Below are 19957 nucleotides of genomic sequence, written 5' to 3'. Positions count from 1 at the left end.
GCTCAAACCGACTGCCATCCGGTGGCGAGCAGGCCCACGTAGAGCAGCATGTACACGAGGAAGCCGGCGATCGCCAGACCACCGATGATCGTGCCCGCCAACGCAATTCCGTAGCCGTCCTGTCCGGTGCGCTTGGTTTCGCGCATCGCCATGACACCGAAGATGACGCCGACGATGCACGTCACCCCGCAGCAGAACACTCCCACGAGCGAGCACACCAGCGCGCCGATCGCCATCCCGTTCGTGCCACCGGGTCGCGTCGGTCGGTACGGGTCGAATTCATAACCGCCGGGCTGGTAGTAGGACTGATAGGGGTACGGGGAAGGTGGATACGGCGGCGGGTAGCCCGGGTGCGGCGCATCGACCGGCGGCGGCAGCCCCGCATCGGCGGGGTAATCCACCGGTGCGAACGGGTCGGGCCTGCCGGTGTTCCCGACCCCGTCCGGGCCCGTGCTCACCGCTCAGGTGCTCAGCATGGCGACGGTGACGATGATGTTGAGCAGGAGCGTTGCCGCGCCGACGGCGATGCCGGCGATCGCCAATCCGCGGCCGCCGTCGCCCGAGGTCTTGATCTGGTTCAGCGCCACGATGCCCAGCACGATGCCGATCAGCGAGCCGACACCACAGAGGACGCCGACCGCCGAGGCCACCAGTGAGCCGATGGCCAATCCGTTGGTCTTTCCCTGCGGCGCGCCGTAACCGCCGGCATACCCGGGCGTGCCGTATCCGCTGTAGGAGGTCGGCGTGCCATACGGTGACGCGGCGCCGTAAGGCGGCGGATACCCCTGGCCGGCGTCGGCCGGGTCAGGATAGGGCGGGGGATAGACCCCGGGCGGCGGCGGTGGGTAGGCACTGGGCGGCGGAGGTGGATAAGCACCCTGGGGCGGCGGGGCGTAGGCCGGAGGCGGCGGATACCCCGACGACGGGTCGTATGCCGGCGGCGTCTGGTACGGCGTGCCGTAGGTGGGTGGCTGGTCGGCGGGCCGCTCGAACCTCGAATCGTGGCCGTAAGGAGTTGTCGGTTGGCCGGTCGGCGAGGTCTGCGACTGCTCGATCGGCGGCGCCTCGTAGCCGGCGGACGTCTGCTCGGAGGCACCTCCGCTCGATTCGGATGGTGCGTTTCTTGCTGCGTCCTCCCCGGGATTTGTCATGCTTGTCAACCTAGCGCAATTCTCGGGGACGATTGCGGCCATCGCGGCGTTGTCCCTTATGAGACAGCAACTTAGCGATTCGCGGCAAAGAGGAGATAGAGGACCGATGACCAGCCCGTTTCAACCTGGAGCAAATCCCGGCGCAACGCAGGGTAGCCCAAATTTGGGGCGTGGCCCCGCGGGATTGCCCACGCCGCCCAAGGGGTGGCCCATCGGTTCGTATCCGACATACGCCGAGGCTCAGCGCGCCGTGGACTACCTGTCGGACCAGGAGTTCCCCGTACAACAGGTGACGATCGTCGGCGTCGACCTGATGCAGGTCGAGCGGGTCACCGGCCGGTTGTCGTGGCCCAAGGTGCTCGGCGGTGGCGTGTTGACCGGCGCGTGGCTAGGTCTGTTCATCGGCCTGATTCTCGGGTTCTTCAGCCCCAACCCATGGGCAGCGCTGGCCACCGGCTTGGTCGCCGGCGTGTTCTTCGGCCTCATCACATCGGCGATTCCGTATGCGATGGCGCGCGGCACAAGAGATTTCAGCTCTACACTGCAGCTCGTCGCCGGCCGCTACGACGTACTGTGCGATCCGCAGAACGCCGAACGCGGACGGGATCTACTGGCGCGCTTGACCATCTGACCCTCCCTTTTTCGCGAGCGTGCGGGTCTGCAGACGACATGCCGCGGCCAAAGCGGATGTTGCGAACGCTCGCGATTGGGTAACGGTGCGCGACGCGCGACTCCGAGGTGTTGCAAACCACACGGTGGTGGCAATACGGTTTGCGCGCGGGAGATTCCCGAGATGTGGAGCCGCTCCGGCGGCGACATCGAGATGTGGAGCCGCTGCGGCGGCGACATCGATGCGGACGGAGGCCGGTGGTGCGCTTCCCCAGCAGGCGCGGGGGCCCACGGCGGATGGGTGCTGCGGCGATTGCTGCGCTGACGGCAGCCTCAACGCTGACGGCATGCGGTTCCGACAGCGGCGGCATCGTCATCAACTACTACACGCCCGCCAACGAGGCGCAGACTTTCACGGCCGTCGCCAAGCGGTGTAACGACCAGCTCGGCGGGCGCTTCACCATCCAGCAGGTCAGCTTGCCGAAGAGCGCCGACGATCAACGGCTTCAGCTCGCGCGGCGGCTGACCGGAAACGACAGAAGCCTCGACGTCATGGCGCTCGACGTGGTGTGGACCGCCGAATTCGCCGAAGCCGGTTGGGCGTTACCGCTCTCCGACGATCCGGCCGGCCAAGCCGAGGCCGACGCGAAGGCCGACACGTTGCCGGGCCCGCTGGAGACCGCCACGTGGCAGGACAAGCTCTACGCCGCACCGATTACGACCAACACCCAATTGCTCTGGTACCGAGCCGATCTGATGTCGGAGCCTCCGGCGACATGGGACGACATGGTGGCCGAGGCCACCCGCCTGCACGCCGCGGGCGAGCCGAGCTGGATTGCGGTACAGGGAAAGCAATACGAAGGCTTGGTCGTCTGGTTCAACACCCTGCTCGAAAGCGCGGGCGGACAGGTGCTTTCCGACGACGGCGAAACCGTCACGCTGACCGACACCCCCGAACACCGGGCCGCCACCGTCAAGGCGCTGCAGATCATCAAGAACGTCGCCACCGCACCCGGCGCGGACCCGTCGGTAACTCAGACCGACGAGACCACCGCACGGCTGGCACTGGAACAGGGCAAGGCCGCGCTCGAGGTGAACTGGCCCTACGTGCTGCCGTCCCTGCTGGAGAACGCGATCAAGGGCGGGGTGTCGTTCCTGCCGCTGAACGAAGACCCCTCGCTCGCCGACAGCATCAACGACGTCGGAACGTTCTCGCCGAGCGACGAACAGTTCGAGACCGCATTCGCCCGCAGCAGGGAGGTATTGGGATTCGCTCAGTACCCGGGCGTGCAACCGGGAGAGCAGACAAAGGTCACCATCGGCGGCCTCAATCTCGCCGTGGCGAAGACGACGCGACACAAGGCCGAGGCGTTCGAAGCCATTCGATGCCTGCGCGATGTGGAGAACCAGCGCTACACCTCCGTCGAAGGCGGGCTGCCCGCGGTGCGCACGTCGCTGTACAGCGACCCGGTGTTCCAGGCGAAATATCCCCAGTACGAGATCATCCGCGAACAACTCACCAACGCTGCGGTGCGTCCCGCCACGCCCCAGTACCAAGCGGTTTCGACCCGCATCTCCGCCACGCTGGCGCCGATCACCGACATCGACCCGGAGCGCACCGCCGACGAGCTCACCGAGCAGGTGCAGAAGGCCATCGACGGCAAAGGGCTGATCCCATGACAGCACCACCCGCAGCCCCGTCCGCACCCGCAGCGAGCGCGACCGGCAGCGCCGACACCCGCTCAGAGCGGAGGTTGGCTCTCCTGCTGATCGCACCGGCAGTCGTTCTGATGCTGGCGGTGACCGGTTACCCGATCGCGTACGCGGTGTGGCTGAGCTTGCAGCGCAACAACATGGCCGCACCCGAGGACACCGAGTTCATCGGGCTGGAGAACTACGTCACCATCCTGACCGACCAGTACTGGTGGACAGCCTTTTTCGTCACGCTCGGCATCACGGTCGTCTCGGTGGCCATCGAGTTCGTCCTCGGCTTGGCGCTGGCGCTGGTGATGCACCGCACCATCTTCGGCAAGGGCGTCGTGCGAACGGCCATCCTCATCCCGTACGGAATCGTGACGGTCGCCGCGTCGTACAGCTGGTACTACGCGTGGACGCCGGGCACTGGATACCTGGCAAATCTGTTGCCCGAGGGCAGTGCGCCACTGACCGAACAGCTTCCGTCGCTGGCGATCGTGGTGCTCGCCGAGGTGTGGAAGACGACGCCGTTCATGGCGCTGCTGCTGTTGGCCGGATTGGCGCTGGTACCACAGGATCTGCTCAACGCCGCCCAGGTCGACGGCGCAGGCGCCTGGAAGCGGCTGATCAAGGTGATCCTGCCGCTGATCAAGCCGGCGATCCTGGTGGCGTTGCTGTTCCGCACCCTCGACGCGTTTCGGATCTTCGACAACATCTACGTCCTCACCGGCGGGGCCAACAACACCGGCTCGGTCTCGATCCTGGGATACGACAACCTGTTCAAGGCGTTCAACGTGGGCCTCGGCTCGGCGATCAGCGTGCTGATCTTCCTGTGCGTGGCGATCATCGCGTTCATCTACATCAAGATCTTCGGTGCGGCCGCGCCGGGGGCCGCCGAGGAGAATCGCTGATGGCTGAGCGGGTCGGTGCATCGCGGGCGACCGGTTGGGCGGTCGTCAACGTGCTGGTCGTCGTCTACGCGCTCTTCCCGGTGCTGTGGATCCTGTCCCTGTCGCTCAAGCCCACCTCGAGTGTCAAGGACGGCAAGCTGATTCCCGCCGAAATCACCTTCGACAACTACAAGGCGATATTTCAGGGCAACATCTTCACCTCGGCGTTGATCAACTCGATCGGTATCGGATTGATCACCACCGCCATCGCGGTGGTGATCGGTGGTATGGCCGCGTACGCCGTCGCGCGACTCGAGTTCCGCGGCAAGCAGCTGCTGATCGGCGTCGCCCTGCTGATCGCGATGTTCCCCCACATCTCCCTGGTCACACCGCTTTTCGACATCGAGCGCGCGGTCGGCCTCTTCGACACCTGGCCCGGCCTCATCATCCCCTACATCACCTTCGCGCTCCCGCTGGCGATCTACACGCTCTCGGCGTTCTTCCGGGAGATCCCGTGGGATCTGGAGAAGGCGGCCAAGATGGACGGTGCGACGCCGGCGCTGGCGTTCCGCAAGGTGATCGCACCACTCGCCGCGCCGGGCATCGTCACCGCGGCGATTCTGGTGTTCATCTTCGCGTGGAACGACCTGCTTCTGGCACTGTCGCTGACCGCAACGGAACGCGCGATCACGGCGCCTGTGGCGATCGCGAACTTCACCGGCAGTTCACAGTTCGAGGAACCGACGGGATCGATCGCGGCGGGCGCGATGGTCATCACCATCCCGATCATCGTCTTTGTCCTCATCTTCCAACGACGGATCGTCGCCGGACTGACATCCGGCGCGGTGAAGGGGTAGTTCCATGGCCGAGATTGTGTTGGACCGGGTGACGAAGAGTTTCCCCAACGGCGCGACAGCCGTCCACGAGCTGTCGATGAAGATCGCCGACGGCGAGTTCATCATCCTCGTCGGCCCGTCGGGATGCGGTAAATCGACCACGCTCAACATGATCGCGGGCCTGGAGGACATCACCTCCGGTGAACTGCGCATCGGCGGCGAGCGCGTCAACGAGAAGGCGCCCAAGGACCGCGACATCGCGATGGTCTTCCAGTCCTACGCGCTGTATCCCCACATGACCGTCCGGCAGAACATCGCGTTTCCGCTCACTCTGGCCAAGCTGAAGAAGGACGAGATCGCCCGCAAGGTCGACGAGGCCGCGAAAACCCTTGATCTGAGCGAACTCCTGGACCGCAAACCGGGTCAGCTGTCGGGCGGTCAGCGCCAGCGCGTCGCGATGGGTCGCGCGATCGTGCGCGACCCCAAAGCCTTCCTGATGGACGAGCCGCTGTCGAATCTCGACGCCAAGCTGCGTGTGCAGATGCGCTCGGAGATCGCTCGCCTGCAGGACAGGTTGGGCACCACCACGGTCTACGTCACCCACGACCAGACCGAGGCGATGACGCTGGGCGATCGCGTGGTGGTGCTGCGCGCCGGGGTGGCACAGCAGATCGGGACTCCCGAGGATCTCTACAACCGCCCCGCGAACCTGTTCGTCGCCGGCTTCATCGGCTCGCCGGCCATGAACTTCTTTCCGGCGACGATCACCGACATCGGTGTGCGGCTGCCGTTCGGTGAAGTCACCCTCACCCCGGAGAATTACGACCTGCTCACCCGGCGCAACGCGCCCAAGAACGTGATCGTCGGCGTCCGGCCCGAGCATTTCGAGGACGCCGCGGTGCTCGACGGATACGCGCGCATTCGGGCCCTGACCTTCGACGTGAAGGCGGAACTGGTGGAGTCGCTGGGCGCCGACAAGTACCTCCACTTCAAAACCGAAGGCGCCGGCGCGCATTCGGCGCACCTGGCCGAGCTGGCCGCGGAGTCCGGCGTCGGTGAAAATGAATTCGTGGCAAGGGTTTCGGTCGATTCGACCGCCAGGCAAGGAGACACGATCCAGCTGGCGTTCGACACATCGAAGCTGGTGGTCTTCGATCCCGAGACGGGCAGGAACCTCAGCCTGCCCGACACCGATTCACCCGCGCCGCCGACCGAGTGATCGACGTCCCCGCCAAGGTTCGCGCTCACCTGCGCGAGCATTTCGCCCAGCGCGGCGTCGATTCCGAGCCCGACGAGGCCAGCGTCACGTTCCTGGGCACCGAGACGATCGACGTGCTTCGTTTAGGGCCCGACCCCGACGGAGTCACACACTATGTGTCGCTGGGCTGTTCACGTCATCCGATGTTCGACCCGACCGAGATGGTGACCGACGTCGTGCACGGTCCGCGCGCGGAGGTGAGCGTGGCCCTGCGCGGATCATCGCCGCGGGGGCTGCACCGGTCGATCGCGATCGTGGCCGCAGCGCCCGCGGTGGAAGGGCTCGTCCTGGCGCCGGATGCGTTGATCGACCTGGAGACACCACTGTGGGAGTCCTCCCCGTTCACCGCATTCCTGTTGAGCGACAGCATGATCGGCGATGTGCCTTTGACCGCCCCGCTGGAGCCGGTGAAGGTGTTGGCCGCCACGCCGATCACCGCCACCGAAGCCGCGTGGGTGCGGCTCAAGGGTGCCGACGCGATGCGCGAGGCGTGGCAACAGGACGGCGTCGACGTGCTCGATCCGGCACGCCCGGCGGCCAAACCGAGCTGAGCTCCGCGCGAAATTGCATTCCGGCAGCGGAATCTCGAGAAGGCGCCTGCGGGAATGCAATTTCGCGAGTTCTAGAGCCAGTGGTTGTGCCGGAAGGCCCGGAACAGCACACTGCAGATGACCACCATCAACAGCAGCACCGCGGGGTAGCCCCACGTCGCCGACAGTTCAGGCATGTGCTCGAAATTCATACCGTAGATGCCGGCGATCGCCGTGGGCACCGCGGCGATCGCGACATAGGCCGAGATCTTGCGCATGTCGGTGTTCTGCTGCATGGCCACCTTGCCGACCGCCGCCTGCACAAGCGAGGTGAGCACCTCGTCGAAGCCGGCGATGCGGTCGGACGCCTTGATGGCGTGGTCGAGTACGTCGCCCATGTACCGGAGGATCTCGACATCGACCAGATCGGCGTGCTCGGAACCCAGACTCTGCAAGTCCGTGGCCAACGGGCCCACCGCGCGGCGGAGTTCGACGATCTCCCGCTTGAGCAGGTAGATGCATTCGATGTCGGTCCGCTTCGTCGGCGAGAAGACGTCCTCCTCCATCGCATCGATGTCGGTTTCGATCGACTCGGTGACCTCCAGGTAGCCGTCCACGACGTGGTCGGCGATCGCGTGCATCACCGCATAGGGGCCGAGTTCGAGGAGGTGAGGTGAGGCCTCGAGGCGTTTGCGGACCCCGGCCAGTCCGCCGTGCTGACCGTGCCGGACGGTCACCACGAAGTCAGGGCCGACGAAAACCATGACCTCGCCGGTCTCGACGATTTGGCGGGCCTTCGCGACCGACTCGTGTTCGACGTAGGTGACGGTCATGAGCACCAGGAACAGGGTGTCGTCGTACCGTTCCAGCTTCGGTCGCTGGTGTGCGTGCACGGCGTCCTCGACGGCGAGCGCATGCAGGCCGAACACGTCTGCGACCGTCTGCATCTGGCGTTCGTCGGGTTCATGGAAGCCGATCCAGACGAAGGCGTTCCTGCCTTCTTGGCGCAGCTCGTGCACCTTGTCCTGCGCGGCATCGTGAGTGAAGCTTCCGGGCAGTCGCGTGCCGTCGCAATAGATACCGCAGTCCACCGTCGCCTGCGCCACGGGCACGCGGACTGGGTCGGCGGCCACACCGTCGCGGCTGTTCTTCACGGCCGGACGTCGCGACGAAGGCCCGGACTGGACAACGGCATCGGCGCAGCCTTCCTGAACAACGCACACCCGGTTTCGGGCCGTGGTCGATGCTACGCGGCTGGACGCGTCGGCTGCCTGCTAGTTTCGTTCCCGACGCAATCCGCCCGCGTGCGGGCAACGTACATCTGTCCAAGGAGCATCTGACGTGAGCACAACTCCCCTCAAGGTCGCAGTCACCGGTGCCGCCGGCCAGATCGGCTACAGCCTGCTGTTCCGCCTCGCGAGCGGATCGCTGCTCGGCCCCGACCGGCCGATCGAGTTGCGGCTGCTCGAGATCGAGCCGGCGCTCAAGGCGCTCGAGGGTGTGGTGATGGAGCTTGACGACTGCGCGTTCCCGCTTCTTTCCGGCGTTGAGATCGGCGCCGACGCGAACAAGATCTTCGACGGCGCCAACCTTGCGCTGCTCGTCGGGGCGCGCCCCAGGGGCCCGGGTATGGAGCGCAGTGATCTGCTGGAGGCCAACGGCGCGATCTTCACCGCCCAGGGCAAGGCGCTCAACGAGGTGGCCGCCGACGACGTGCGCATCGGGGTGACCGGCAACCCGGCCAACACCAACGCGCTGATCGCGATGTCCAACGCCCCCGACATCCCGCGCGAGCGGTTCTCGGCGCTGACCCGCCTCGACCACAACCGGGCGATCAGCCAGCTGGCCCGCAAGACCGGCGTCAAGGTCACCGAAATCAAGAAGATGACGATCTGGGGCAACCACTCGGCCACCCAGTATCCCGACATCTTCCACGCCGAGGTTGGCGGCAAGAACGCCGCCGAGGTGGTCGACGACCAGAACTGGATCGAGAACGACTTCATCCCGACCGTCGCCAAGCGCGGCGCGGCGATCATCGACGCCCGCGGCGCCTCCTCGGCGGCGTCTGCCGCGTCGGCGACCGTCGACGCCGCCCGGGATTGGCTGCTGGGCACCCCGTCGGACGACTGGGTGTCGATGGCGGTGATCTCCGACGGTTCCTACGGTGTGCCGGAAGGTTTGATCTCGTCATTCCCGGTGACGACGAAGAACGGCGATTGGTCGATCGTGCAGGGTCTGGAGATCGACGATTTCTCTCGCGGCCGCATCGACAAGTCCACGTCCGAGCTCGCCGACGAGCGCAAAGCGGTCACGGACCTCGGCCTGATCTGAGGACGAGCGGGCGATTAGGTTACCTACCAGTTCGTCGTTAACCTGGGCGCCGTGTCGCAAGCGGTGAGAGACCTTCCATTGACCGGATCCAACATCGTGCTCAGCGACGAGGAGATCTTCGCTGCCCACGTCGGCGGCAAGCTCTCGGTCGCGCTGAACGCAGCCCTGGACACCGAGCGGGCGTTGTCCGTCGCATACACACCGGGCGTGGCCCAGGTCAGCCGTGCCATCGCCGCGGACCACACGCTGGCCGCCCGCTACACGTGGGCGAGCCGCATGGTGGCGGTGGTCAGCGACGGCAGCGCGGTGCTGGGGCTCGGAGACATCGGCGCGGCGGCGTCGCTGCCGGTGATGGAGGGTAAAAGCGCCCTGTTCAAGGCGTTCGCCGGGCTCGACTCGATCCCGATCGTGCTCGACACCAAGGACACCGACGAGATCGTCGAGACGCTGATCCGGCTGCGCCCGACGTTCGGCGCGGTCAACCTCGAGGACATCTCGGCGCCGCGGTGCTTCGAGATCGAGCGGCGCCTGATCGAGGCGCTGGACTGCCCGGTCATGCACGACGACCAGCACGGCACCGCAATCGTCGTGCTGGCCGCCCTGCTGGGCGCGGCCAAGGTCGTCGAGCGAGAGATCGCCTCGCTTCGGGTCGTGGTCTCCGGTTGTGGTGCGGCCGGCGTCGCGTGCGCGAAGATCCTGATGGCAGCGGGTGTCAGCGACATCACACTGCTCGACTCGCAGGGCATCGTGCACAAGAGCCGAGACAACCTCAACTCCTACAAGGCCGACCTGGCGTCCTCGACCAACCCGCGCGGGCTGACCGGAGGACTCGCCGAAGCGCTCGACGGCGCCGACGTGTTCCTCGGGCTGTCCGCGGGCATCGTGCCCGCCGAACTGATCGCGTCGATGGCCCCGAACTCGATCGTGTTCGCGCTGTCGAACCCGGATCCGGAGATCCATCCGGACGAAGCGAGCAGGTACGCGGCCGTCGTCGCCACTGGGCGCAGCGACTTCCCGAACCAGATCAACAACGTGCTCGCCTTCCCGGGCGTGTTCCGTGGTGCGCTCGACGCCGGTGCGCGCCGCATCACCGAGCGGATGAAGGTGGCCGCCGCCGAAGCGATCGTCTCGGTCGTCGGTGACGACCTCGCACCCGATCGCATCGTGCCGAGCGTGCTCGACCCCCGGGTGGCACCCGCCGTCGCGCAGGCGGTCGCAAGTGCGTCCCGCGACACGTCGGGGGGCTAGTCGCTCGTGGGCCGGCGGCTGGCGCTGGCGCTCGTCGCGGTGATCGTGGCGGGCACCGCCGCGTGCGGCGGGAACACCGAGCAGCCGTCGATAGCCGTCGGCGCCACGGCCGATCCGGAGGCGACGATGATCGCCCACCTCTACGCCGCCGCGCTGCGGTCGTATGGCAGCCCCGCCCACGTGAAGATCGCCGACGACCCGCTGAGCGAGTTGGATTCGGGGACCGTCCGCGTCGTCCCCGGGTTCACCGGACGGTTGCTGCACAGGTTGGATCCCGAGTCGGCGGCGCGCGCGCCGATGCAGGTCTATCGCGAGATGGTCTCCGCCCTGCCCGAGGGCGTCGCCGCGGGGGACTACACCACGTCGGCGGAGGACAAGCCCGCGCTCGCGGTGACCGAGGCGACGGCCGAGAAGTGGGACGGACGCGACGTCACCGCCGCCGTGCGCAACTGCGACGGGCTGACCATCGCCGCGGTCGCCGATGCGCCGCGGCCGGCGACGATCGGTACGTGCAAACCCAAGGTGGTCGAATTCCCCGAAGCCGCAGCGGCTTTCGACGCTGTGCGCTCCGGCCGGTTGCCGGCCGCGTGGACGACGACCGCGACTCCGGGCGTCCCACCCGAATTGCTGATGCTGTCGGACCGCACGTCGCTGATCCGCGCCGAGAACCTGGTGCCGCTGTCTCGCCGCAACGAACTCGACGAGTCACAGGTGCTCGCCCTCAACGAGATCGCCGGTGTGCTGGACACCGCGGCGCTGGCCGAGATGCGCGCCGACGTCGCCGACGGGGCGGACCCCGGCCACGTGGCCGATGCGTTCCTCGCCGAACACCCCCTCGGCGACTCCTAACCACCCTCTTTGTTTCGGCGAGCGCGCGTGTCCGCATACGACACGCCGCCATTTCTCGACAGTCTAGGCACGCTCGCGCGGGCCTCAGCGTGCGTCAATAGCTGTTGGGCACCAGCCGCTTCATCACCGTCAGGAACAGTGGCTGATACCCCGAACCGGTGAGCCGCACAATCGCATCGAGAATTTTCGCGTCGGGCCCCACCAATACGCGCGCCCGGTTCTTGCGGACGCCGTCGAGGATGATCTTGGCGGCCTCCTCGGGCGTGGTCCGGGTCAGCTTCTTGTCGAACACCTTGGTCAGGCCTTCGTGGTCGACGCCCTCGGCGGCCGTCGAATTTCGCATGATCGCCGTCTTGATCCCGCCGGGGTGGATCGTGGTGACCTTGACCGGATGGCCGGCGACCTGCATCTCCTGGCGTAGCGCCTCGGTGAACCCGCGGACAGCAAATTTGGCTGAGTTGTATGCCGCCTGGCCCGGAACCGAGAAGATGCCGAACAGGCTGGACACGTTGACGACGTGTCCGTCACCCGAGGCGATCAGGTGCGGCAGGAACGCTTTCGTGCCGTTGACGACACCCCAGAAGTCGACGTCCATCACCCGCTCGATGTCCTTGTACGGCATCACCTCGACATCACCGACATAGGCGATGCCGGCGTTGTTGTAGATCTGGTTGACCTTGCCGAAGTGCTCGACCACCGCGTCGGCGTACAACTCGAAGGCCTCACGCTCGGTGACGTCGAGACGGTCTGTCTTCACCGGCGCGCCGATCGCCTTCAGCCGCTCCTCGGTGGCCGCCAGGCCCTCGGTGTCGACGTCGCTGATGGCGACGCTCGCGCCGGACTTGGCCAGCTCGACCGCCAGTGCCTGTCCGATACCCGACCCGGCGCCGGTCACCACGGCGACCTTTCCGGCGAAGCCCTGCATAACCACTCCCTCGTGTCGGTTGACTCGTCGAGGCTAGCCGGTACCGCCGGTCCGCCCCACTAAGGGGTTGATCCCACGCAGCAGCTGCGTGGGATCAACCTGTTAAGCGACTCACCCGCAAGGATCTAGGGCTCAGGCGAACGCCTCGTCGATGATCTCCTCAGCGTTCCCTTCGCTTCGCTCAGGCGAACGCCTCGGCCCGGTTGGATACTCCTCGGCGTTCCCTTCGCTTCGCTCAGGCGAACGCCTCGTCGATGATCTCCTGCTGCTCGACGGCGTGCACCTTCGACGAGCCCGACGACGGCGCCGACATGGCCCGCCGCGAAACCCGCGTGATGCCGGTCAGCTTCTCCGGCAGCACCTCCGGCAACGTCAGGCCGAACGTCGGCCACGGGCCCTGGTTCGCTGGTTCCTCCTGCACCCAGAGATACTGCTCGACGTTGGGGTACCGGTCCAGCGTCTCGGCCAGCCGCCGCCGCGGCAGCGGGGCGAGCTGTTCGACGCGCACGATCGCCACGTCGTCGCGTTGGTCCTTGTTCTTGCGGGCTGCCAGCTCGTAGTAGAGCTTGCCGCTGCACAACAATATCCGCTTGGCCTCACTGCGATCCCCGTCGCCGTCGGTGTACGTCGGCTCCTCGAGCACCGAGCGGAACTTCTGCTCGGTGAAGTCGCGAATGTCGCTGACGGCGGCCTTGTTTCGCAACATCGACTTCGGCGTGAACACGATGAGCGGACGATGAATGCCGTCCAGAGCGTGACGCCGCAACAGGTGGAAGTAGTTCGCCGGCGTCGACGGCATCGCGATCGTCATCGACCCCTCGGCCCACAACAGCAGGAACCGCTCGATGCGTCCCGACGTGTGGTCGGGGCCCTGGCCCTCGTGCCCGTGCGGCAGTAGCAGCACGACGTCCGAGCGCTGGCCCCACTTGGCCTCACCGGAACTGATGAACTCGTCGATGATCGACTGCGCGCCGTTGATGAAGTCGCCGAACTGCGCCTCCCACAACACCATCGCGTCGGGGTTGCCCACCGAGTAGCCGTACTCGAAGCCGACGGCCGCGAACTCCGACAGCGGCGAGTCGTACACCATGAACCTGCCGCCGGTCGGGTTGCCGTCCTTGTCGACGGTCAACAGATCCAGCGGGGTGAACTCCTGGCCGGTCTTGCGGTCGATGATCACCGAATGCCGCTGGGTGAACGTGCCGCGGCGGGTGTCCTGCCCCGAGAGCCGCACGGTCTTGCCCTCGGCGATCAGCGAGCCGAGCGCGAGCAGCTCGGCGAACGCCCAGTCGACCTTGCCCTCGTAGGCCATCTCGCGGCGCTTCTCCAGCACCGGTTTGACACGCGGATGCACGTTGAAGCCCTCGGGCACCGACAGATGTGCGTCACCGATACGCGCCAGCAACGACTTGTCCACCGCGGTGTTCGTCCCGGCGGGCACCATCTGATCGGCCTCCACCGAAGCGCTCGGTTCGATCTCGTGTTTCTCGAGTTCGCGCACCTCGTTGAAGACCCGTTCCAGCTGGCCCTGGTAGTCGCGCAGCGCGTCCTCGGCCTCTTTCATCGAGATGTCGCCGCGGCCGATCAGCGCTTCGGTGTAGCTCTTGCGAACCCCGCGTTTGACGTCGATCGCGTCGTACATCCTCGGCTGCGTCATCGACGGGTCGTCACCTTCGTTGTGCCCGCGGCGTCGGTAGCACAGCATGTCGATGACGACGTCCTTGTGGAACTTCTGCCGGAAGTCGACCGCGAGCCGAGCCACCCAGGCCGCGGCCTCGGGGTCGTCGCCGTTGACATGGAAGATCGGCGCGCCGACCATCTTCGCGACATCGGTGCAGTACTCCGAGGACTTGGCGTCGGATGGCGAAGTGGTGAAACCGATCTGGTTGTTGACGATGATGTGGATCGTCCCGCCGGTGCGATAGCCCCGCAGCAGCGCCAGGTTCAGCGTCTCGGCGACCACGCCCTGGCCGGCGAACGCGGCGTCACCGTGCAGCATCAGCGGCACGATACTGAACGCCCCGGCGCCCTCACCGTCGCCGTCACCCTTGTCGATCATGTCCTGCTTGGCGCGCACCAGGCCCTCCAGGACCGGGTCGACGGCCTCGAGGTGCGACGGGTTGGCCACCAGCGACACGTCGATGTCGTTGTCGCCGAACATCTGGATGAACTTGCCCGACGCGCCCAGGTGGTACTTCACGTCGCCGGAGCCGTGCGCCTGCGACGGATTCAGATTCCCCTCGAACTCCGAGAAGATCTGCGAGTAGGGCTTGCCGACGATGTTGGCCAGCACGTTGAGCCGGCCGCGGTGCGGCATGGCGATGACGACCTCGTCGAGCGCGTGTTCGGCGCACTGGTCGATCACCGCATCCATGGTCGGGATGACCGTCTCGGCACCCTCCAGCGAGAACCGTTTCTGGCCAACGTATTTCGTCTGCAGGAACGTTTCGAACGCCTCGGCCGCGTTGAGCTTGCTCAGGATGTACTTCTGTTCGGCGACGGTGGGCTTCTCGTGCTTCTTCTCGATTCGGTCCTGCAGCCACTGCTGCTGTTCGGGTTCGAGGATGTGGGTGTACTCGACGCCGATGTGACGACAGTACGAATCACGCAACAGCCCCAACACGTCGCGCAGCTTCTTCTGCTCGCCACCCGCGAAACCGTTGACCTTGAACTCGCGGTCCAGATCCCACAACGTCAGCCCGTGCGTGAGCACATCGAGGTCCGGGTGACTGCGGAACCGGTTCTTGTCCAACCGCAACGGGTCGATGTCGGCCATCAGATGACCGCGGTTGCGATACGCGGCGATCAACTCGATGACGCGGGCGTTCTTGTCCTCGATCGAGTCCGGGTTGTCGGTCCGCCAGCGCACCGGCTCGTACGGGATGTGCAGCTCGCGGAAGATCTCGTCGAAGAAGTCGTCGTCGAGCAGCAGTTCGTGAATGGTGCGCAGGAAGTCGCCGGATTCGGCGCCCTGGATGATGCGATGGTCATAGGTCGACGTCAGCGTGACCAGCTTTCCGATGCCCAGTTGGGCGATGCGTTCCTCGCTGGCGCCCTGGAACTCGGCGGGGTACTCCATCGCGCCGACGCCGAGGATCGTGCCCTGGCCGCGCATCAACCTCGGGACGGAGTGCACGGTGCCGATGGTGCCGGGATTGGTCAGCGAGATCGTCACGCCGGAGAAGTCGTCCATGGTCAGCTTGCCGTCGCGGGCCCGCCGCACGATGTCCTCGTAGGCGGCCACGAACTGGCCGAAGCCCATCGTGTCGGCCTTCTTGATCGCGGCCACCACCAGTTGCCGGTCGCCGTCCTTGCGTTGCAGGTCGATGGCCAGGCCCAGGTTGGTGTGCGGCGGGGTGACCACGTTGGGTTTGCCGTCGATCTCTTCGAAGTACCGGTTCATACCCGGGAACTTCTTGACCGCCTGCACGAGCGCATACCCGATGAGGTGGGTGAACGAGATCTTCCCGCCACGGGTCCGTTTGAGGTGGTTGTTGATGACGATCCGGTTGTCGATCATCAACTTGGCCGGGACCGCGCGAACACTGGTCGCGGTCGGCACCTCCAGTGACGCCGCCATGTTCTTCACGACGGCCGCGGCCGCGCCGCGCAGCACCTGAGTCTCGTCGTCGCCGCCAGAATCCTTGTCCTCGGCGTCCTTGGCCTTGGTCTTGGCCTTGGCGGACTCCTTGGTCTCCGATTTCTTGGCCGACTCCTTGGGTGCCGACTCCTTTGCGGGCTCCTTGGGCTTGGCGGGAGCCTTGGCCGGTGCCGACGACTTCGACGCCTTGCTCTCGGAGGCGTCGGATCCCTTCGCCTTGGTCTCGTTGGCTGAGGTCTCCTTGGCGGGTCGGGTGGCACCGTTGCTGTCGGACCGCTCGGGCGCGGGCGCAGGGGCAGGCTCCGGCGGGCTCACCGGCCCCGCAGCGCGCCGACCGTTCCCGCTGCCGGTCTGGCTCTCGTAGGTCGGCCCAGAGGAGTAGTCGACAAGGAATTCGTGCCAACTGGGATCTACCGACGAGGGATCCTCGCGGAATTTGCGATACATCTCCTCGACCAACCACTCGTTCTGTCCGAATGGTGAAGGTGAGCTCACGGTAGGTACTCGCCTCGATTCTTCGCTCCACGCGAGCGCATCTCAACGCTCGCCAGGTTCTGTACGGTTACCCGAAATCCGCCGACTAAAGGCTAGCGCCGAAGCATCGCCGAGACCACGACAACGACCTCCCCGAACACGTACCGCTAGTCCCGCGGTGCGGGCAGCACGTGGAGCACCGTGGGCCACCGCGGCGGCGGGGGGCCGAACGCGCCGCGCGCGTTGGCGACGATCCGCTTGCCCATCAGGCGGTTTCCCACACCGCCGACGACGGCGCCGACGCCCACGGGCAGCGTCTTGCCGAAGGCGAGCGCGCCTCGCTTGAGGGTGTAGCGCTTGACGAAATACCTGAGCAGCCGCGAGTTCAGTTGAGACAGCGCCGGCAGCGGGAGGGTGGCCGCCCCGTCGGCGACCCAGCCGCCCCGGGTACGGCCCCGACCGACCAGGTCGGCGATCGCCCCCTTGCTGTCCTCGCCGACCAACACCGCCAGCACGAGCGCGCGACGCCGCTCCTGATGATCGGTCGGGATCCCGTGCACCTCGGCGATCGCGAGCACGTACAACGCCGTCGCCTCCAGGAACACGACCGTCTCACCGGCCACCGACGCCATCGCGGTCAGCGTCCCGATGCCGGGGAACGCCGCGGCCGACCCGACGGCGGCGCCGCTGGCCATCACCGCGCTCAAGTACCGCTTCTCCAGTTTCTTGATCACCTCGGCGGGCGTCGCGTGCGGATACTGCTCGCGTAGGCGGTCGACATACGCCTTGACCGCGGGAGTCTGGACGCGCGACCCGCGCTCGATGATCCGGGACAACGCCTTGGCGGCGACGCTCGGATCGTCGGCGGAACCATCGCTGACCGCCGGTGACTGGCCCTTGGCCTTCGACCGGGCACTCATGTGGGCCTCCTGTCCGAACGACTCGCTTCAGGCTATCGCTTCGGTTAACGAACGAAGCCGGCCCTGGGGTGCCCGCCGTGATCGCGCTCACCTACAGCGGGAAGAAGTACTGAGAAGCCGCGCTAACCATTTCGTGGCACCACCGCCGGCTGTGCCGCGGCGCGCGAGGCAACAACGAGTTGGTTCCGGCGTCGATGACGACGATGGGTATGGTGATCGCGTTGCTCGCGCCCATCGCCGTCGACGTGTCGACGGCCGAACGCGCGAACGACTCCGAACGCGATGTCTCCGCGAAGAACAGCTAGTCGACCCATGATGTTCTCAACCCTTTTCACCAGGCAGAACGCCTCAACGAACCCGTGGCATGCGCTGTGGGCGATGATGGTCGGCTTCTTCATGATCCTGGTGGACGCGACGATCGTCGCGGTCGCCAACCCGTCCATCATGGCCAGGTTCGACGCCGGCTACGACGCCGTCCTGTGGGTCACGAGCGCCTACCTCCTCGCCTACGCGGTGCCGTTGCTGGTCGCCGGCCGCCTCGGCGACCGGTTCGGCCCCAAGAACCTCTACCTTCTCGGTCTCACGGTGTTCACCGTCGCCTCCCTGTGGTGCGGACTGTCCGACACGATCGGCATGCTGATCGCCGCGCGGGTCGTGCAGGGCGTGGGTGCGGCGCTGCTGACGCCGCAGACGCTGTCGACGGTCACCCGCATCTTCCCCGCGGAACGGCGCGGCGTGGCGATGAGCGTCTGGGGTGCGACGGCCGGCGTCGCGACGCTGGTCGGTCCGCTGGCCGGCGGGGTCCTCGTCGACGCCCTCGGATGGCAGTGGATCTTCTTCGTCAACGTGCCGATCGGGGTGGTCGGCGTCGCGTTGGCGCTGCGGCTGGTGCCCCAGTTGCCGAGGCAGCGGCAGCGACTCGACGTGCCCGGCGTGATCCTTTCGGCGGTCGGGTTGTTCCTCATCGTGTTCGCCCTGCAGGAGGGCCAGGCGCACAGGTGGACGCACTGGGTGTGGGGCCTGTTGGCGCTGGGCACGGGAGTGGTGGCCGCGTTCCTGTTCTGGCAGGCGGCCAACCGCAACGATCCGCTCCTGCCGCTCGAGATCTTCCGCGACCGCGACTTCTCGTTGTCGACGTTCGGGGTCGCGACGATCGGGTTCGTGGTCACCGGCATGATCGTGCCGATCATGTTCTACGCCCAGGCGGTGTGCGGGTTGTCGCCGACGCAATCGGCGGTCCTCACCGCGCCGATGGCGATCGCGACGGGCGTGCTCGCACCCGTCGTCGGGCGGATCGTCGACCGGTGGCACCCTCGCCCGGTGGTCGGATTCGGGTTCTCCGTACTGGCGATCTCGATGACCTGGCTGTCGCTGGAGATGGCGCCGGCCACCCCGATCTGGCGACTGGTGCTGCCACTGACCGCAACGGGAATCGGCATGGCGTTCATCTGGTCGCCGCTGGCCGCGACCGCGACCCGCAACCTGCCGCCGCGGTTGGCCGGTGCCGGTTCGGGTGTCTACAACACCACCCGCCAGGTCGGGGCGGTGCTCGGCAGCGCCAGTATGGCCGCGTTCATGACCTGGCAGGTCAACGCCCAGATGCCGCCGTGGGCCACCGATTCGGCTCCGGGTGACGGGGGTGCGATGCAGCTGCCGTCGTTCCTGCACACACCGTTCGCGTCCGCCATGTCGCAGTCCTTGTTGTTGCCCGCGTTCGTCGCGCTCTTCGGTGTGATCGCCGCGGTGTTCATGCTCGGATACGCGCGTCGCCCAGCCGGGGACGCCGACACCGTCGAGCCCGACGACGGCGAGGCCTTCGTCGACGACGATGACGACTACGTCGAATACACCATCGACTGGGACGACGGCTCCGCCTCGTGGGTGCCCGCCGGGCGGGAGCCGACGACCGAGCCGCTGCCCGCACGTGACGAATGTCCGCCCGAGCAGGCCGACGACTCGTGGCGCGCGATTCTCGACCAACTGCTCGCCGAAACCCCGCCCGCCAAATCCGTTTCCGATTCGGTCAGCTGGTACGGATCACCCGTGGACGACGAGCGACGGCCCGATGCGGTGCCGCGCCCCGAGGGAGACCTCGGCCACCGTCGACGGCCCGACGAGCGCGCGGCCCGTCAGTTCTGGTTCGAGTCTGGCGGCAGACATTCCCACGGCGACAACCTCGACGCCGCTCCCCGCGGCGGCAGACATTCCCGGTCCCGGCACGACTGAGGCGGCCGAAGCCGCACACCGAACCGGACTCGCCAGTCAGGTGAGCGCGTCGATCAGTTCGCCGACGGTGTGTGCGGCCTCGACTGGGTGACGTAGCCGACCTTTCCGGTTGACCGCGTACGTGTTGCGCCGACCGACCTTTGATTTCCTGAGGTAGCCGTTGTCGATCAAGTCGGCGAGGATCGCCTGCACCGAGCGTTCGGTGATGCCGATCCGCATGCTGAGCTCGCGGGCTGTCAACGAATCGCCGTGCGCCAAACAGAGCAGGACATGCGCGTGATTGGTGAGAAACGTCCATCCGCGCGCCCCGTCTCCGGTGCTAGTCACCGTCCGCGCGCGCGTATCGGGGCCCCGGTTGCGGTTGCCCGCCCTCTTGAGAGGTTTCGTCGTCGCCTCCATCGCGCCCGTCATGTT

The 19957-nt window shown here is 66.6% G+C and carries 17 protein-coding genes; 10 read left to right on the top strand and 7 right to left on the bottom strand.

Going from position 1 to position 19957, the window contains the following annotated elements; all coding sequences use genetic code 11:
• Nucleotides 1-2 precede the first annotated feature (2 nt).
• On the bottom strand, nucleotides 3-458 hold the full coding sequence (locus AU193_RS16580) for a DUF4190 domain-containing protein (protein WP_082683013.1): 456 nt from the start codon (nucleotides 456-458) through the stop codon (nucleotides 3-5).
• A 3-nt stretch (nucleotides 459-461) separates the two neighbouring features.
• A complete protein-coding gene (locus AU193_RS16575) occupies nucleotides 462-1151 on the bottom strand; it encodes a DUF4190 domain-containing protein (RefSeq protein ID WP_064423460.1) in 690 nt (229 codons plus the stop codon).
• 106 nt (nucleotides 1152-1257) lie between these two features.
• On the opposite strand from AU193_RS16575, the gene AU193_RS16570 reads away from it, so the two are divergent.
• The 6 genes from AU193_RS16570 (at nucleotide 1258) to AU193_RS16545 (ending at nucleotide 6990) form a co-directional block, all read left to right on the top strand.
• Nucleotides 1258-1782: a general stress protein gene (locus AU193_RS16570; protein ID WP_064423459.1), complete on the top strand. Its 525-nt coding sequence runs from the start codon at nucleotides 1258-1260 to the stop codon at nucleotides 1780-1782.
• A gap of 275 nt (nucleotides 1783-2057) precedes the next feature.
• The gene (locus tag AU193_RS16565) at nucleotides 2058-3440 is read left to right on the top strand and encodes an ABC transporter substrate-binding protein (RefSeq protein WP_064423458.1); all 1383 of its coding nucleotides are present in this window, start codon (nucleotides 2058-2060) and stop codon (nucleotides 3438-3440) included.
• Nucleotides 3437-4366 (top strand): carbohydrate ABC transporter permease, encoded by a 930-nt coding sequence (locus AU193_RS16560; protein ID WP_064423457.1) that lies wholly within the window; start codon nucleotides 3437-3439, stop codon nucleotides 4364-4366. The genes AU193_RS16565 and AU193_RS16560 overlap by 4 nt, the downstream gene beginning before the upstream one ends.
• Nucleotides 4366-5202 (top strand): carbohydrate ABC transporter permease, encoded by an 837-nt coding sequence (locus tag AU193_RS16555; protein ID WP_064423456.1) that lies wholly within the window; start codon nucleotides 4366-4368, stop codon nucleotides 5200-5202. Before AU193_RS16560 ends, AU193_RS16555 begins: the two co-directional genes overlap by 1 nt.
• Before the next feature lie 4 nt (nucleotides 5203-5206).
• A complete protein-coding gene (locus AU193_RS16550) occupies nucleotides 5207-6400 on the top strand; it encodes an ABC transporter ATP-binding protein (RefSeq protein ID WP_064423455.1) in 1194 nt (397 codons plus the stop codon).
• A complete protein-coding gene (locus AU193_RS16545) occupies nucleotides 6397-6990 on the top strand; it encodes a suppressor of fused domain protein (RefSeq protein WP_064423454.1) in 594 nt (197 codons plus the stop codon). The genes AU193_RS16550 and AU193_RS16545 overlap by 4 nt, the downstream gene beginning before the upstream one ends.
• A gap of 71 nt (nucleotides 6991-7061) precedes the next feature.
• Here the strand turns inward: AU193_RS16545 and corA are convergent, their stop codons facing one another.
• Entirely contained in the window at nucleotides 7062-8123 is a 1062-nt protein-coding gene (gene corA / locus AU193_RS16540; protein ID WP_064423453.1) for a magnesium/cobalt transporter CorA, read from the bottom strand.
• A 187-nt stretch (nucleotides 8124-8310) separates the two neighbouring features.
• Between corA and AU193_RS16535 the strand changes: the two genes are divergently transcribed.
• Genes AU193_RS16535 through AU193_RS16525 form a run of 3 tightly spaced genes read left to right on the top strand, consistent with a single transcriptional unit; the run spans nucleotide 8311 to nucleotide 11397 of the window.
• The gene (locus AU193_RS16535; RefSeq protein ID WP_064423452.1) at nucleotides 8311-9300 is read left to right on the top strand and encodes a malate dehydrogenase; all 990 of its coding nucleotides are present in this window, start codon (nucleotides 8311-8313) and stop codon (nucleotides 9298-9300) included.
• Nucleotides 9301-9351: 51 nt separating this feature from the next.
• Complete coding sequence (locus AU193_RS16530) at nucleotides 9352-10548, top strand: NADP-dependent malic enzyme (RefSeq protein ID WP_172798332.1); 1197 nt, start codon at nucleotides 9352-9354, stop codon at nucleotides 10546-10548.
• Nucleotides 10549-10554: 6 nt separating this feature from the next.
• Entirely contained in the window at nucleotides 10555-11397 is an 843-nt protein-coding gene (locus tag AU193_RS16525) for a glycine betaine ABC transporter substrate-binding protein (RefSeq protein ID WP_064423451.1), read from the top strand.
• A 94-nt stretch (nucleotides 11398-11491) separates the two neighbouring features.
• Here the strand turns inward: AU193_RS16525 and AU193_RS16520 are convergent, their stop codons facing one another.
• The 3 genes from AU193_RS16520 to AU193_RS16510 all read right to left on the bottom strand — a co-directional run bounded on the left by AU193_RS16520 (nucleotide 11492) and on the right by AU193_RS16510 (nucleotide 17317).
• Nucleotides 11492-12322, bottom strand: a complete 831-nt coding sequence (locus AU193_RS16520) for an SDR family oxidoreductase (RefSeq protein ID WP_064423450.1) — start codon at nucleotides 12320-12322, stop codon at nucleotides 11492-11494.
• Nucleotides 12323-12557: 235 nt separating this feature from the next.
• Nucleotides 12558-16370 carry a multifunctional oxoglutarate decarboxylase/oxoglutarate dehydrogenase thiamine pyrophosphate-binding subunit/dihydrolipoyllysine-residue succinyltransferase subunit gene (locus AU193_RS16515; protein ID WP_253867899.1) on the bottom strand — a complete coding sequence of 1271 codons (3813 nt, stop codon included), beginning with the start codon at nucleotides 16368-16370 and terminating at the stop codon, nucleotides 12558-12560.
• A 194-nt stretch (nucleotides 16371-16564) separates the two neighbouring features.
• Nucleotides 16565-17317, bottom strand: a complete 753-nt coding sequence (locus AU193_RS16510; RefSeq protein ID WP_064423448.1) for a hypothetical protein — start codon at nucleotides 17315-17317, stop codon at nucleotides 16565-16567.
• 315 nt (nucleotides 17318-17632) lie between these two features.
• Between AU193_RS16510 and AU193_RS16505 the strand changes: the two genes are divergently transcribed.
• Nucleotides 17633-19543 (top strand): MFS transporter, encoded by a 1911-nt coding sequence (locus AU193_RS16505; RefSeq protein WP_064423594.1) that lies wholly within the window; start codon nucleotides 17633-17635, stop codon nucleotides 19541-19543.
• Between the two features lie 36 nt (nucleotides 19544-19579).
• Here the strand turns inward: AU193_RS16505 and AU193_RS16500 are convergent, their stop codons facing one another.
• Nucleotides 19580-19954 carry a MarR family winged helix-turn-helix transcriptional regulator gene (locus AU193_RS16500; RefSeq protein ID WP_253867878.1) on the bottom strand — a complete coding sequence of 125 codons (375 nt, stop codon included), beginning with the start codon at nucleotides 19952-19954 and terminating at the stop codon, nucleotides 19580-19582.
• Between the last annotated feature and the right edge of the window lie 3 nt (nucleotides 19955-19957).

It is taken from the genome of Mycobacterium sp. GA-1285 (assembly GCF_001499905.1).
Lineage (GTDB): Bacteria > Actinomycetota > Actinomycetes > Mycobacteriales > Mycobacteriaceae > Mycobacterium.
The sequence above is the reverse complement of the archived record's forward strand: the minus strand, read 5'-3'. Positions and strand labels throughout refer to the sequence as shown.